Here is a 13,764-nt window from a genome sequence, read left to right as displayed (position 1 = left end):
CGGAGGGACGGCCGGGCGAAGACTCCGGCCGGGCGGGAAACGGGGGTGCCCGCCCGGCCGGATCGTCGGCCACCCTCAGACCACGCCGGTCACGGTGATCCGGACCGAGACCGCCGGTTCCTCGGGCAGCGCGGCGAGGACCGCCTCCTGTACGCCCCGGGTCACGTCGAGCGCACGGTGACCGCGGTGCAGTACGAGTCGGATGTCGAGGTGCCAGCCCTCGCCCTCGTCACAGCTGACTCGCACTCCCGGCGTCCTGTTCCCGGTGAAGTGGGTGCGGAGCGGGGTGCGGTCGGCGATCCGGGTGCGCAGCAGGTCCGCCACGCCGGGACGGAGAAACGCGACGCCCGGCACGCCGTGAGCGGCCTCGGCGGCCGCCCCGGCCAGCCGGTCCCGTCGTGTGTCGGCGGTCATCGCGCTGCTCCCGTCCCGTGTCCGTCCGCCCGGCCGTCAGCGTGATCGCCGGTGGCCGTACCCGTACCGTCCTCTCCGTCCCCGTACCGGGTGTGGCCGACGTCCTCGTAGAAGATGTCGAGAGTGTCGAGGATGTCGACGACGAAGACATCGGTGGTGGCGAGGCGGATGCCGATGTCCCGGTCGGCGACCTCGGCGATCCGGGCGCGCACTTCGTCGGCCAGGTCCCGCATGGGCAGGCCGATGCTCGCCGCGACCTCGACCCGGACGTGCAGCTCTCCGGCGGGATCCGCCGGGTCGAGAGGGGCGATGCGGCAACTACCGGCCCGCACCCCGGGCAGCCGGTCGACCGCCGCCCGCAGCATCCGTGCGACGGCGGCCTCGACCATCCAGTGGTCCTCCCCCGCTTCCCCGAGCGGCAGTGGGCGTCCCGGGCGCAGTTCGAGGCGTACGAGGTCCATGACGCGGGCCGTCACGGCCGTGGCGTCCGGTGTGCCCGGCTCCTGCGCACAGGTGCGGCGCACCGCGTCGCCGAGGCCCGTGAGGTCGGCCAGGGCGGCCGAGCAGAAGGGGCAGGCGGCGAAGTGGGGGTCGTCCGTCGAGCGGCCGGTGTCCCAGGCCTCCCAGACGTCGGTGAGCAGCCGCCCGCAGGCGAGCCGCTCGTCCTCCTCCTCGTACCGGCTCTCCTCCGGCCGGTCCGGATTGGCGCTCATCGCCATGCGCTCATCGCCTCCGTCAGGGAGCGGCGGGCACGGAAGACCCGGCCCCGAACCGCCTGCAGACTGATTCCGACCGTTGCCGCGATGCTCTCGTACGACAGGCCTTGCATTTCGCGCAGCACCCAGCACACACGTTGTTCGGGTGAGAGGTCCGCCATCGCCTCGGCCAGCGCGTCGACGGCGGCCCGCGACTCCACCGCTCGGGCGGGGGACGCCTGGTGCTCGGGGGCGGCCTGCTCGGGCACCGAGTCGAGGTCCGCCGCCGGTCTGCGGGCTCTGAGCCGGTTGAGGCAGCGGTTGGTGACGATCCGGTAGAGCCACGTGTGGAAGGAGGCGTCGCGGCGGAACTCGGGGAGTTTGCGCCAGGCGTTCACGAAGGCGTCCTGCACGGCGTCCTCGGCGTCCGACCGGTCGCCGAGAAGGCGTATCGCCAGCTGCAGCATGGCGGGGCTGTGCCTGCGCACCAGCACCTCGAAGGCCTCCTCGTCGCCCTCCCCTGCCCGCACGACGAGCAGCGCCTCGTCGGCCGGCACGGCGTCCGGCGCGCGCTCCGTCAGCTGATTCCCGTCGCCGGGCACGGACCAACCCCTTCCCCGCTCGTTTCCACAACGCTCGCTCCTGCTTCTGCTCGCGTCCGGTGCACGACTCTCAACGCGTCTCTCCACGTGTCCTCATGACCGCTTCTCGTCGTTGGACACACGCCGCGGCCGAATGTCACGCACCGCGCGAGGCTTTGTCCGCGGCACGGTCAGCCGTCGCCCGCTGTGGTCCGGCCCGCGGGAAATTTCCGCGAACCCGCGTGACGAATCGTCGGTCAGCGTGTCCAACGAGATGTCAGGCAGAACGAGCCGAGCGAGACGCGAGGAGTTTCCATGACCACCACCCAGGCAGCAGCAACCGTTCCCGCCACGAGCGCGGCTTCGCGGACGGCAGGGACGAAGCAGGTCGGCTCCACGGGCGGAACGACCACCCTCGGCAGCGGGGCCACCGGGGCGGCCGAGCCGGCGGCGACGCGGGGCCGCACCTCCATCGCGGACACGGTCGTCGTGAAGATCGCGGGCATGGCGGCCCGGGAGATCCCGGGCGTCCACGACATGGGCGGTGGCCTCTCCCGCACCCTCGGCGCGGTGCGCGACCGGGTGCCGGGCGGGCGGCCCAACGTCGGGCGGGGCGTCAAGGTCGAGGTGGGCGAGCGCCAGACGGCCATCGATCTCGACCTCGTCGTCGAGTACGGGGTCGCGATCACCGATGTGGCGCACGATGTCCGCGAGAACGTCATCGCGGCGGTGGAGCGCACCACGGGCCTTGAGGTCGTCGAGGTCAATGTGACGGTCAACGACGTGCATCTGCCCGAGGACGACGACGAGGCCGCCGCGTCCGAGACCCGCGTGGCGTGACGGCGTGACACGGAGCATGGACGAATCCGGCCCGGCGGGCGGTGGGCCCGGCCGGGGAGTGTTCGGGGCGGCGGCGGGCATGGCGCTCGGGTTCGCCGGCTGGTTCGGCGGGTTCGGGGCATTTCTCGTGGTCGCGTCGCTCGGCGCGGTGGGCTGGTTCGCCGGGCACCTCGTGGACCGGGGCACCAGTGTGCGCGAGTTCCTGGACGCGGTGACGGGGCGCCGGCCATGACGGTTCCCGCCACCGGGCGTGGCAGGACGACGGTGGCTCCCCGTGCCGTCCGACGGATCGCCGAGCGGGCGGCGGCCGAGGCGCTGCCCGTCGGCGGCGCGGTGACACGGGGGTCGGCCTCAGTGCGCGGCGCCTCGGCACGGGTCGCGGTCGGCGTGCGGCTGCCGTATCCGGTGCGGACCGATGAGGCGGCCGAGCGGATCCGTGATCACGCACAGACCCGGACGGCCTCCCTCACGGGCCTGTCCGTGAGGGAGGCCGACATCCGGATCGACGCGCTCTCGGTGCTCCCGGTGCCACCCGCCCGGCAGCCCGCGGACGGTGAGCCCCCAGGGCCGACGATCCGGCTCGCGAGGCGGAGCATCCCGTGCGGGGCGTTGGCAGGGGTGGCCGGATCAGGGCGCAGCGCCGGATCCCCGCGGCGGTGACGGCTGCGGTGGGGGCCGCCGGTTGCGCGCTGCTTCTGGTGGACCTCGTCGCGGTCCGGCTCGGCGGCACACCCGCCGCCTGGCGGACCTGGTTGGTCGACTGGGCGTCGACACACGGCCCAGCGGACGCGGCGGTCCGGGTCGGCGGGGTGCTCGCCGCGCTGACCGGGCTCTGGCTGCTGGGGTGCGCTCTGCTGCCGGGGTTGCGGCGCGGGCTGGAGATGACCGCGCCCGCACCGCGACTGCGGGCCGCGCTCGACCGTACGGCCGCCGCCCGGGTCGTCCAGGACAGGACCGCCGCCGTGCCCGGGGTGGTTCGGGCCCGGGTGAGCATAGGGCGGCGGCGCGTGAAAGTGCTGGCAGAGGTGGGGTTCGGCGACCCGGAGCAGGTGAGGGCCGAGGCGGTCCGGGTCGTGGGAGTGGCCCTGCCTGAGCTGGGCCTGACGCGGACGCTCACCCCTCGGGTGCGGATCCGGTTGCGGGTCCGGGGTGAACCGCACGGGCAGCCGCCGTCGACCGAGGAGCCGCCGGATTCCACGGCGACCTCGACGGCTTCGGCTTCGGCTTCGGCTTCGGCTTCGGCTTCGGCTTCGGCTTCGGCTTCGGCTTCGGCTGAACGGAAAGAGGGGTGAGGGGATGTCGGTGATCAAGCGTGGCGCGGTCAACCGGTCGCTGCTCGGCGCCGCCGGGTTGGTGCTGATGGTGGGCGGCGGCTGGCTGGCCGTGGGCGACGGTTCGGCGTGGGGCCCGGTGGGAGACCGTGTGCCGCGTTGGTGGCCGGCGCCCGCGGCGGACGGGGTGCTGCTGGACCGAGAGCTGTTGGCGCGGCTCCGGGAGAACGGCTGGTGGAGTCCCGCCGTGATCGCCGGGCTCGCCGTCGTACTGGTGCTGCTGATGTGGTGGTTGGCCCGTCAGGCGGTGTCGGGCGGGCCCCGGTGGGCGGTGCTGCCGCGGACCGGGCCGGTGTTGCGCAGGCGTGCGTGGGAGCAGGCGATGAGGACGCAGGTGGCGGCGTTCGACGACGTGGCGCGTGCCCGGGTGCGCCTGGTGGGCCGACCGCTACGGGCGGTGGTGACGGTGGTCGTGGAGCCGGAGGCCCGGCCGGCGGAGGTCGTGCGGTCCGTGGCCGGGGTCATCACTGACGCCCGCGCCAGCAGCGGCGAACAGGGTCTGCCCGCCGACGTACGGATACGGGTCGCGAACCGCCGGGAGCGACGGACGCGTTGAACCGCCGCGGCCCTTCTCCCACCCGCCACCCCACAGGATCTACTCGCGAGTAAGGTAAAGGTTCCGGGATGTCGGCCCCACGGTCCGTACGGCACCCGGACGTGGTCCGACGACGGCCGTGGACGAGGAGTCGCGCCATGCCCCGCACCATGTCCGTAGCGGACAGCATCGTCATCGAGGCCACCCCGGCGCAGGTCTACGAACAGCTCAGCGACCCTACGGCGATGGGGCGTTGGAGCCCGGAGAACCGGGGAGCGACCGTGCGCGGCGATCGGCGCGGCGCTTACGTCGGCATGGTCTTCGACGGCCGGAACAAACGCGGCGCGGCGCGCTGGACGACGCGGTGCACGGTGACGGCGGCGGACCCCGGCGAGCGCTTCGCCTTCCGGGTGCACGCGATCGGACTGCGGCGCCCTGTGCTCCCGGGGCCGATCGCCACATGGGAATACCGTTTCGAGGCGGTGGACGGCGCGACCCGGGTCACCGAGACCTGGACCGACGACCGCCGTCGCTGGCCGGACTTTCTCGCCAATGCCTTCGACCGCGTCGCGACGGGCGGGAAGACCTTCGCGCAGTTCCAAGGGGGCAACATCCGTACGACGCTGAAGCGCCTCAAGGCAACGCTGGAGGCAGACGTCCGGGGCACCGGCAGCTAGGCCCAGTGCGGGGGGCGGCTGAGAGAGGCGGGGAGTGCTGTTTTCGCGTTGCCCTTGGCGGCGTTGAGCTGGGCCTGGGTGAGAAACAGGCTTCCCGTCAGGTCGGCGCCCGAGAGGTCGGCGTCGCGGAAGTCCGCACCGATGAGGTCGGCCAGGCGGAGATCGGCGCCACTGAGATCGGCTGCGATCAGGTAGGCCCCGCGGAGGTCCGCGCCGCGCAGGTCGGCGCCCCGCAGCCGGGCCCCGATGAGGTCGGCGCCGCGGTGGTTGCGCTTCTTGCGGCGGGGCGCGGTGGCCCGGACGAGTTCACTGGTGCGCAGAAGCAGCGCGGCGACCCGGTCGCGGTGACCGGCTACGTCCAGTTCCGCGAAGTCGACGGCGGGCCGCGCGGTGTGCCGTTCCGTCGCTTCGAGGGCCCGGCGGATCTCGGCGTGCAGGGGACGTGCGGCCGACAGGGTGAGAGCTTCGGTGAGATACCACAGCAGTTCATGGAGCTGCCGCATGACCGGGAACACCTGGAACATCTGCGCGGCGAGGTCGGGCGACAAGCGCCAGTCGCGGCCTCCGTAGGTCTCCTGGGAGACCTTCTGCCCGGCGCCGAAGCAGTCGTACACGGTGCAGCCGGAGAAGCCCTTCGGACGCAGCCGGGTGTGAATGCCGCAGCGGAAGTCGTCCTGGAGGTTGGGGCAGGGTCGTCCGGCGTCCTTGTCGATGGCGAAGTCCGACGAGGCCGTCAGTGTGAGCGCGACGCAGCAGAGAGCGAAACAGTTCGTGCAGTCCGCGCGCAGAGCCTCCCGTCCGTCGTCGGGTGCGGCGGTCGGATCGTTGTCGGGCACGGGTGGCGGGTCCTCGCGTGGATGGTGCTGCGGAATGTCCAGGTGTAGAGCACACGAGTCTACCGAAGCGCCGGGAAGCGACGCTCCGGGTCGGCTTCCGCCGGTGCACACTGGGCGCCGTACGTATGACGAGGGGGACGCATGGGCACCGAGGAAAGCACCGGATTCGAGCCCGCGACCGGTGACGGCCCGCCGGCTGCCGAGCCCGCCGAGGCACGGGCCGCTTCGGTGCGGACGGCGTTCGAGGGGCTGCTGCAGATCCGTCGCCTCACCGGTGCCGGACGCCCGGACCCCGAGGCCGTGCCCGCGCCGTGGGAGATCAACCGTCCGGTCAGGGCGGTCGCGTTGGCCCTGGAGAGTTCGGGGGCGACGCCTTCGGCCGTCGACCGGTCGGGGCTCCGGGTGTCGGCCGGATACCGGGTGAGCGACGGGGAGTCGGCGGGTTCGGTGCGGGTCGGGTGGGCCGGGCCGCCCGGCAGCGGCGCCGCTCGCGAAGAGGAGGAGGCGCTGGCCGGCTGTGCTTCGACCTTGCGGGAACTGGGCTGGACTGTGCTGCTCTACCGGGGGCCCCGCAGACGGCGCTACCTGGAGGTGGAGCCGCCGAGCGGGTTGTCCGGCGGGCACGGCCGGGCTTGAGGCCGCGTTGTCAGACCCATGGGGGATGCTTGACGGCCAGACAGCTCTGAGGAGGAGATGCCGAGATGGACCACGACGAGCTCGCCGCGGCGCAGGCGTACGTCCGCCTGTTGGAGGCCACCCGAGCAGCGCTCGCCGACCCCGACGACGCACCGGTGTATCTGCCGCTGCTCACCTCTCCGATGCGGGAGGCCGACCATGCGCTGCGCAGTGCGGGGCTGACGGGCAACGAAGATCGGCTGTTCGCTCTCGTCCGGGCACTGCAGCCGAGCCTTTCCGGCAGCGACAGATAGCGCGCGTCGGAGGGGCTGCGCCGGGTGGGTCTGCGCCGGTCCGCCCTATGCGCCGGATGAGTCCTGGTCGGCCTGACCCTCCCGGGCCGGGGTGTCCGTGGGCAGCGGAGCGAGACCGAGTTCCTGTTCGCCGGGGCCGAGCGGTGCGAAGAACCGGGTGACCTCCTGGCCGTCGACCTCGGCGAGCGAGCCCGGCTTCCACTGCGGGGCGTTGTCCTTGTCGATGATCCGGGCGCGCACCCCTTCCACGAAGTCGGGGTGCTCGAACGCCCGGCTGGAGACACGGAACTCCTGGTCGAGAACGGCTTCCAGGCTGTCGAGCCGGGCCGCCCGGCGGACCGCGGCGAGCGTGACCTTGAGCGCGAGGGGCGATTTGGTCAGGAGTTCGTCCGCTGCGGTCCGCGCCTCGGGAACACCGCTCCCGCGCAGCTGCCGGACGATCTCCTCGACGGAGTCCGCCGCGTAGCAGGCGTCGATCCAGTCGCGCTGGGCGGCGAGCTCGCCGGCGGGCGGCTCTGTGGCGAACCGCTGGACGATGCCCGCCACGGGTGCGCCCGGGACGGCCGGTTCGCCCAGCGCTTCGGTCAGGGCGGGCAGAAGGCGGGCCGGGACGTGGTGGTCGGCCAGACCGCACAGAATGGCGTCGGCCGCTCCGACGGAACGGCCCGTGAGGGCCAGATGGGTGCCCAGTTCGCCTGGGGCGGCGGCCAGCAGGCGGGTGCCACCGACATCGGGCACGAAGCCGATCGCGGTTTCGGGCATGGCGACGCGTGAGCGTTCGGTGACGACACGGATTCCGGCGTGGGCCGACACCCCGACCCCGCCGCCCATCACGATGCCGTCCATCAGGGCGACGTACGGCTTGGGGAAACGGGCGATGCGGGCGTTGAGGCGGTACTCGTCACGCCAGAACTCCAGGGACGCGCGCCCCGAGGCCCGTGCGTCGTCGTGCAGGGCCCGGATGTCGCCACCCGCGCACAGGCCCCGGTCGCCCGCGCCGGACAGCAGCACCGATGCGATCGCCTCGTCCTGCTCGGCGTGGGCCAAGGCCTCGTCGAGCAGCCGCACCATGGTGTGGCTGAGGGCGTTGAGGGCCCGTGGGCGGTTCAGTGTGAGGTGCAGGCAGGCGCCCCGTGTCTCCAGCAGGACGGGCCGGTCGTCGTTCATGCGTGCGCTCCGCTCGCTGGGCTCGTGGACACCTCGGACTCCGCCCATGGTGGCGGACGGTCCTCGGCCGCCATTCTGCGACCCCCGGATCGGGCCGGAAGCGGTGGGGGCCCGTGCGGGGCGGGCCGCTGTGGCACTCCGATGGATACGGCTCGACAATTGAGGCCTACGGGGTGCGCCGACGCACGGCCCCGCCGGACGACCTCCGGAGCAGGAATGACCGACGACGAACGGCGGCAGGACGCCGAAGCATCTCCGCTCCGCCGGATCGACCGGAAGACCAACGGTGAGATCCGGCCGACGGAACGCCTCGCCATGAACCGGACCGGCAGCTTCGACTGGGATCTGGACACCCGGACCCTGGACATCGACGAGGCAGGGCTCATGGTGTTCGGCGTGGATCCGACGACGTTCGACGCCCGGCCTGGCGCACTGCTGGAGCGCCTGGAACCGGCGGAACGGGCCCGGCTCGACGTCACGATCGACGAGGCCATCACCGGCGGCAGCAATTCCTACAGCGTCCACTTCCGCGTACCGCTGGATGACGGGACGACCCAGTGGACCCATGTCCAGGCCCGCATCCTGCGATCGAAGGACGGCAGGGCCCACCGGATCGTGGGCGTCGTCCGGGACGCGACGGCGGAAGTCACCCATTCGGCCTTCGTTCTCGATCTGGAAAAGCGACGGCAGCGCCAGACCAATATCGTTGAACGCACAACGAGCGCTATGTCCCGTGCGGTGACCGTGGACGATGTGACGGCCGCCCTCACCGGCCCCGGCGGGCTGGCCCGGCTCGGCGCGGACGGTCTCGCCCTGGGGCTCGTGGAGAACTCCGCACTGAACATCGTCGCCCTGAGCGGCGAGTCGCTCGAGGTGCTCGACGGTCTCGGCTCAGGCGACCTCGACCGCAACCTCCCCCTCGCGGACACCATCCGCAGCGGGCGCCCCCGGTTCATCACCTCCCTCGCCGCGCTGGCCCGGCGCTACCCGGAGCTGGAGCCGCATCTCGGGAGGCTCAGGTTCCGGGCGGCGGCGTATCTCCCGCTGGTGGCCCAGGCCCGTTCGCTCGGCGGCCTGGCCCTCTTCTACCGCGAACGAACGGTCTTCAACGCGGACGAACGCATCCTGTGCCTGGGCCTGGCCGCCATCGTGGCCCAGTCCCTGCAACGGGCGATGCTCTTCGACGAGGAGCGGGAGTTCGCCACCCAGCTCCAGTCCGCGATGCTCCCGCCCCGGATACAGGACGTCGAGGGCGGCGAGATCGCCGTCCGGTACCACGCAGCGTGGAGCGGCCGACAGGTCGGCGGCGACTGGTACGACGTGATCACCCTGCCCAAGAACCGTTACGGGCTGGTCGTGGGGGACGTTCAGGGGCACGACACCCACGCGGCCGCGATCATGGGCCAGTTGCGCATCGCCCTGCGTGCTTACGCCTCCGAGGGGCACGCTCCGGCCACCGTGCTGGCACGGGCCTCCCGTTTTCTCTCAGAACTGGACACCGAGCGCTTCGCCACCTGTACATACGCCCAGGTCGACCTGGCGTCCGGAACGGTGAAGGTCGTGCGGGCCGGGCATCTCGGCCCGTTGATCCGCCACGTCGACGGGCGGGTCGGCAGCCCGCAGGTGCGCGGCGGGCTGCCGCTGGGCACTTCCACGGACCTTCTGGACGAGGAGTATCCGGAGACCCGGCTCGACCTGGTGCCCGGCGAGACGTTCGTGCTGTACACGGACGGGTTGGTGGAAGAGCCCGGAGCGGACCTCGACACCGGGATCGACGCGCTGCGCAACGAGGTGAGCTCCGGGCCCGCCGGCGCCGAGGCGCTGGCCGATCACCTGTCGGAACGGCTGTGGGAACGGTGGGGGTCGGGCGACGATGTGGCACTCCTGGTACTGCGCCGGAGCCCGGATGTCGGGTCGACGCACGCGCCGCGGCTCCACCAGTACATCCACCAGGCGGACCCGGAAGGACTCTCGGACGCCCGCGCGATCGTGCGCCAGGCACTCGCCGACTGGGACATGGCCGAGTTCGCCGACGACGCGGAGCTCGTCACGGGCGAGTTGTTGGTGAATGTGCTCCTGCACACCGAGGGCGGGGCGGTCCTGACCCTGGAAGTGCTGCCCGAGCCGGTACGGCGGATCCGGCTGTCGGTCCAGGACCGGTCCAGCGCCTGGCCCCGTCGGCGTACGCCGGGCGAGACCTCCACCTCCGGCCGGGGGTTGCTTCTGCTCGACGCGGTCGCCACGCGCTGGGGCATCGAGCCCCGCGGCGAGGGCAAGGCCGTCTGGTGCGAGATCGGCCCCACTCCCCCGCCGGCCACCACTCCGCCGCCGCCGACGGTCGCGGAGCAGTGACGGACGAAGAGGGGGTGTCGCATCACCGCGGTGATGCGACACCCCCTCGACCACGGCTCGTACGGCCTCAACCGTGGCTCGGGCGGCCTCGGCCGTCGGTCTCGGACGGGCTCCGGCCGCTCCCTGCGTTCCTACGGCTCACGAGGCCCGCTGCCCCATGTGGCGGGCGCCGGCCGGTGAGCGTGGGAGCGTCAGTTCTGGGCGGTACGCCGCTTGCGGACGGCCCAGAGGATGCCGCCTCCGGCCAGCAGCACCGCGACAGCGGCGCCACCGATGACGGGCGTCGACGACGACGAGCCGGTCTCGGCCAGGTCCGGCGTGCTCGGGCTCGGGGCGGGCGCGGCGGGCGCGGACTCCGAAGGCTGCTCGCTGGGGGTGGCGCTCGGCTCGGGCGTCTCGGTGGACGGCGTCTCCGACGGGGCCGGCTCACTCGGGCTCGGCTCGGTCGGCGTCGGGCTGGGCTCGTCGCACACCTCCGCCGTCTTCGAGTCGTCGAGGGAGTGCTTGCCGTCGCCGTCGGCGTCCTTGACGACCAGTCGGACGGTCACCGGCTTGTCGTGCTCGGGAAGCGTCAGCTTCTTGTGGAACTCACGGCCGAACGTCTCGGTGGGGAGCAGGTCCTTGCCGTCCACCGTGACGGTCACCGTGTTGGGGACGTCGCTCGTGTAATTGGTGAGGTCAACAGTCACCTCGGAGCAGGTCACGGCCCAGGTGGGGGTGTGAGCCGCGGCCGGACCGGCGGAGATGACGCCTCCGGTCAGACCGACGACCGCAGCGGCCACGAGTGCTCCCGCGCCACGCCACGATCTCCTGGGTATGGTCATGGATTCTTCCTCCAGATACTTCTCATCGCCCGAATGGCGGTGGGGCGCACAGTACTGCCATCGCCCAGGAACGGCGCAGTCGCCCCGTGCGTAGTCCCCCGCACCAACTCAGCCCATATCCCCGCTACTTCCGGCAAGGCGGGCAGGCCTCCCGTCGAACTGTCCTTCGGCGGTGGCCGAATGAGAGGGTGGGCTGTGCATCTATCTGTCGCCGCCCGCGCGCCCGAGCCTGGAGCTTGACCCGTTCTATGCGAATGCTGCTGATCCGTCACGGCCAGACACCGTCCAACCTCGGCCACTTCCTGGACACCGCACGGCCCGGCCCCGGCCTCACCGACCTGGGTCTGCGGCAGGCGGCGGCGCTGCCCAAGGCGCTCGCCGGGGAGGACATCGCCGCGTTGTACGCCTCCACGCTGACGCGTACGCAGCTCACGGCCGCGCCGCTGGCCGCGGAGCGGGGCATCGAGGTCCAGATCCGTGACGGGATCCGGGAACTGTCGGCCGGTGACCTGGAGATGCGGGCCGACGAGGACGCCGCACGGCAGTATCTGACGACCGCCTTCGCCTGGTCGGCCGGGGACACCGCCCGCCGGATGCCCGGGGGCGAGAGCGGGACGGAGGCGCTGGGCCGCTTCGACGCGGTGGTGGCCGAGGCGGCGCAGGCCGGGGGGTCCGGGACCGTGGCGCTCGTCAGCCATGGCGCCGCCATCCGGGTGTGGACAGCCGCCCGGGCACGGAACGTCACCGTCGAGTTCGCCGCCGAACACAGCCTGGACAACACGGGCGTGGTGGTGGTCGAGGGCTCGCCGGACTCCGGATGGACGGCCATCTCCTGGTCCGGGAAGGTCGTTCCGGGGGGTACCGCGAGCGGCTCGGCGGACGGCGGCCCGGCCGGCCGCACGCTGCCGGTCCCGGAGCTGCGCCCGAAGCAGGGGCCGACGGGTGGTCAGCCCGTCGTCTGACCCCCGCGCTCGCACCCTCGCATCGCGGCAAGCTCACGGAGGCAGAGCTCATCGAGGCCGGGCTCATAGAGGCAGGGCGACGGGAAGAGGCTCTGGCGTCACAGGGCCTTGTGCATGATGTGCAGCCCCACATAGCCCTGGGTCGGGTGGTTGAAGCCCTCCGGAAGGGTGCCGATCACGTCGAAGCCGATCGACCGGTAGAGCTTGACGGCGTGAGTGTTGGTCTCGACCACCGCGTTGAACTGCATGGCCCGATACCCCGCGGCGCGAGCCCAGTCGACCGAGTACTCGCACAGCGCTCGTCCCACACCCCGGCCGGAGTGAGCGGGGTCGACCATATAGGTGGCGCTGGCTATGTGGGAGCCGTTGCCCATGTGGTTGCGGTTCATCTTCGCCGTGCCGAGCACCGTCCCGGCATCGTCCACGGCGACGACCACCCGGCTCGGCGCCGGGACGAGCCACCACCCCTCGGCATCCTCCTTACCGAGATCGAGCGGATAGGTGAGCGTCTCGCCCGCGGAGACGATCGAATGGAAGAAAGGCCAGATGGCGGGCCAGTCCTCGGAGGTTGCTTCCCTGATCAACATCCGGACAGGATCGCCTATCCGTACGAGCGGCGCCAAACGTCATCCGGCGCCTCGCCCACGCCACCCCAGCCTGGCGAGCAGCCCTTTTCCGGTCGGCAGGCCCACCGCGGCGGCCCCGGTCCGGGCGGGCGGCACCGCCCGGACGTCTCCGTCGCCCCCGGGGCGCGGGGCGGGCCGGTCCTCACGCGCCCCGTCCAGTTCCAGCGTCAGATTGATCCGTCGCCAGAGGATCTCGTCGGGGTCGTCGGCCAGCGTCAGCTCCCCCATGGCCTCCCGCGCCGCCATGGACCCCGGCCGTCCGAAGACCGGCTCCGGCCGGACCCGTACGAGATAGGCGCGTTCATAGGGGTCGTCCACCACTTCCGCCAGTTGCACCGGGTCCAGTGCCGACGCCTGGACCGCCGCCCGCGCCCAGGGATCCGGCGTGCGGTTCAGCAGCCGGTCGATGCGCTGCGCACGCCAGTTGCGGGCCCGCCAGTCGGCGCCCGACTCCAGCATCGTGCGCATCCCCGGGGGTGTCCGTCCGGCAAGCAGCTCGGGTTCCCGGACGGCGAACGCGGCCAGTTCGTCCGCGAGGTAGAGCCAGACCACCGCGCGATACCGGTTCAGATAGAACGTGACCGGTGAGAAGCAGCCCGCTCGTGCCAGCCGGGTGAACCGTGCCGGAGCGATGTCCAGCAGAGCCGCCCCCGCAGCCGTACCAACAGTGCGGACCCGCTCCGCCAGGGCGTCGGGGAAACCCGGCTGCTCCCGCAGGCGCGCGATCTCCTCCTCCGGCACCCGTGGTCGCCCACCGCCCGAAGCGCCGACGACCGCGATCAGCCCCAGGTGCACCGCGAGCTCGAACTCCGCGCGTCGCAGACCCAGCTCCTGGGCCGCACGCCCGGCCGCGGCCGTACTCGCCGGGGCGGCACGCGAGGTGTGCCCGCCCTCGGGCGACGCGCCCTCGTCCTCGACCCGCGCGTCCTCGACCCCCGCGTCCTGGGTCCTGGTGTGCGTTCGGAACACTTCCCTGACCGTCATGACTGTCCTCC

At 72.4% G+C, this 13,764-nt stretch carries 18 protein-coding genes; 10 read left to right on the top strand and 8 right to left on the bottom strand.

Annotated features, from left to right (window positions below):
• Nucleotides 1-75 precede the first annotated feature (75 nt).
• The 3 genes from G3I54_RS12095 to G3I54_RS12085 are packed head-to-tail and all read right to left on the bottom strand — an operon-like array spanning nucleotide 76 to nucleotide 1,711.
• Complete coding sequence (locus tag G3I54_RS12095; protein ID WP_164613917.1) at nucleotides 76-414, bottom strand: Asp23/Gls24 family envelope stress response protein; 339 nt, start codon at nucleotides 412-414, stop codon at nucleotides 76-78.
• On the bottom strand, nucleotides 411-1,133 hold the full coding sequence (locus tag G3I54_RS12090; RefSeq protein ID WP_164613915.1) for a hypothetical protein: 723 nt from the start codon (nucleotides 1,131-1,133) through the stop codon (nucleotides 411-413). Before G3I54_RS12090 ends, G3I54_RS12095 begins: the two co-directional genes overlap by 4 nt.
• Nucleotides 1,124-1,711, bottom strand: a complete 588-nt coding sequence (locus G3I54_RS12085) for a sigma-70 family RNA polymerase sigma factor (RefSeq protein WP_164613913.1) — start codon at nucleotides 1,709-1,711, stop codon at nucleotides 1,124-1,126. The genes G3I54_RS12090 and G3I54_RS12085 overlap by 10 nt, the downstream gene beginning before the upstream one ends.
• 294 nt (nucleotides 1,712-2,005) lie before the next feature.
• Here G3I54_RS12085 and G3I54_RS12080 point away from each other — a divergent pair, with 294 nt between their 5' ends.
• From G3I54_RS12080 to G3I54_RS12060, 6 genes are all read left to right on the top strand, one after another.
• Nucleotides 2,006-2,530 carry an Asp23/Gls24 family envelope stress response protein gene (locus G3I54_RS12080; RefSeq protein WP_103509619.1) on the top strand — a complete coding sequence of 175 codons (525 nt, stop codon included), beginning with the start codon at nucleotides 2,006-2,008 and terminating at the stop codon, nucleotides 2,528-2,530.
• Between the two features lie 16 nt (nucleotides 2,531-2,546).
• Complete coding sequence (locus G3I54_RS12075; protein WP_203686055.1) at nucleotides 2,547-2,762, top strand: hypothetical protein; 216 nt, start codon at nucleotides 2,547-2,549, stop codon at nucleotides 2,760-2,762.
• A complete protein-coding gene (locus tag G3I54_RS39425) occupies nucleotides 2,759-3,190 on the top strand; it encodes a hypothetical protein (protein WP_239144338.1) in 432 nt (143 codons plus the stop codon). Before G3I54_RS12075 ends, G3I54_RS39425 begins: the two co-directional genes overlap by 4 nt.
• The gene (locus tag G3I54_RS39420) at nucleotides 3,187-3,822 is read left to right on the top strand and encodes a DUF6286 domain-containing protein (protein WP_343240315.1); all 636 of its coding nucleotides are present in this window, start codon (nucleotides 3,187-3,189) and stop codon (nucleotides 3,820-3,822) included. The genes G3I54_RS39425 and G3I54_RS39420 overlap by 4 nt, the downstream gene beginning before the upstream one ends.
• Before the next feature lie 4 nt (nucleotides 3,823-3,826).
• Nucleotides 3,827-4,417: a hypothetical protein gene (locus G3I54_RS12065; RefSeq protein ID WP_164613909.1), complete on the top strand. Its 591-nt coding sequence runs from the start codon at nucleotides 3,827-3,829 to the stop codon at nucleotides 4,415-4,417.
• 137 nt (nucleotides 4,418-4,554) lie between these two features.
• Complete coding sequence (locus tag G3I54_RS12060) at nucleotides 4,555-5,073, top strand: SRPBCC family protein (RefSeq protein WP_164613907.1); 519 nt, start codon at nucleotides 4,555-4,557, stop codon at nucleotides 5,071-5,073.
• On the opposite strand, the gene G3I54_RS12055 is transcribed toward G3I54_RS12060, so the two are convergent.
• On the bottom strand, nucleotides 5,070-5,909 hold the full coding sequence (locus tag G3I54_RS12055; RefSeq protein ID WP_164613905.1) for a pentapeptide repeat-containing protein: 840 nt from the start codon (nucleotides 5,907-5,909) through the stop codon (nucleotides 5,070-5,072). The genes G3I54_RS12060 and G3I54_RS12055 overlap by 4 nt on opposite strands.
• A 141-nt stretch (nucleotides 5,910-6,050) precedes the next feature.
• Between G3I54_RS12055 and G3I54_RS12050 the strand changes: the two genes are divergently transcribed.
• Nucleotides 6,051-6,545, top strand: coding sequence for a hypothetical protein (locus G3I54_RS12050; protein ID WP_164613904.1), 495 nt, complete (start codon nucleotides 6,051-6,053; stop codon nucleotides 6,543-6,545).
• Nucleotides 6,546-6,610: 65 nt separating this feature from the next.
• Complete coding sequence (locus tag G3I54_RS12045; RefSeq protein WP_164613902.1) at nucleotides 6,611-6,838, top strand: hypothetical protein; 228 nt, start codon at nucleotides 6,611-6,613, stop codon at nucleotides 6,836-6,838.
• 45 nt (nucleotides 6,839-6,883) lie between these two features.
• On the opposite strand, the gene G3I54_RS12040 is transcribed toward G3I54_RS12045, so the two are convergent.
• Nucleotides 6,884-8,005, bottom strand: a complete 1,122-nt coding sequence (locus G3I54_RS12040; protein ID WP_164613900.1) for an enoyl-CoA hydratase/isomerase family protein — start codon at nucleotides 8,003-8,005, stop codon at nucleotides 6,884-6,886.
• 216 nt (nucleotides 8,006-8,221) lie between these two features.
• On the opposite strand from G3I54_RS12040, the gene G3I54_RS12035 reads away from it, so the two are divergent.
• A complete protein-coding gene (locus G3I54_RS12035; protein WP_164613899.1) occupies nucleotides 8,222-10,357 on the top strand; it encodes a SpoIIE family protein phosphatase in 2,136 nt (711 codons plus the stop codon).
• Between the two features lie 191 nt (nucleotides 10,358-10,548).
• On the opposite strand, the gene G3I54_RS12030 is transcribed toward G3I54_RS12035, so the two are convergent.
• A complete protein-coding gene (locus tag G3I54_RS12030) occupies nucleotides 10,549-11,181 on the bottom strand; it encodes an LAETG motif-containing sortase-dependent surface protein (protein ID WP_164613897.1) in 633 nt (210 codons plus the stop codon).
• Between the two features lie 248 nt (nucleotides 11,182-11,429).
• Here G3I54_RS12030 and G3I54_RS12025 point away from each other — a divergent pair, with 248 nt between their 5' ends.
• Nucleotides 11,430-12,143 (top strand): histidine phosphatase family protein, encoded by a 714-nt coding sequence (locus tag G3I54_RS12025; RefSeq protein ID WP_164613895.1) that lies wholly within the window; start codon nucleotides 11,430-11,432, stop codon nucleotides 12,141-12,143.
• A 98-nt stretch (nucleotides 12,144-12,241) separates the two neighbouring features.
• Here the strand turns inward: G3I54_RS12025 and G3I54_RS12020 are convergent, their stop codons facing one another.
• The gene (locus G3I54_RS12020) at nucleotides 12,242-12,730 is read right to left on the bottom strand and encodes a GNAT family N-acetyltransferase (RefSeq protein ID WP_164613893.1); all 489 of its coding nucleotides are present in this window, start codon (nucleotides 12,728-12,730) and stop codon (nucleotides 12,242-12,244) included.
• Nucleotides 12,731-12,769: 39 nt separating this feature from the next.
• Nucleotides 12,770-13,753 carry a DUF6397 family protein gene (locus tag G3I54_RS12015; RefSeq protein WP_164613891.1) on the bottom strand — a complete coding sequence of 328 codons (984 nt, stop codon included), beginning with the start codon at nucleotides 13,751-13,753 and terminating at the stop codon, nucleotides 12,770-12,772.
• Between the last annotated feature and the right edge of the window lie 11 nt (nucleotides 13,754-13,764).

The sequence above is a fragment of the Streptomyces sp. SID14515 genome, from assembly GCF_010548505.1.
Taxonomy (GTDB): Bacteria; Actinomycetota; Actinomycetes; order Streptomycetales; family Streptomycetaceae; genus Streptomyces; species Streptomyces caviscabies.
The sequence above is the reverse complement of the archived record's forward strand: the minus strand, read 5'-3'. Positions and strand labels throughout refer to the sequence as shown.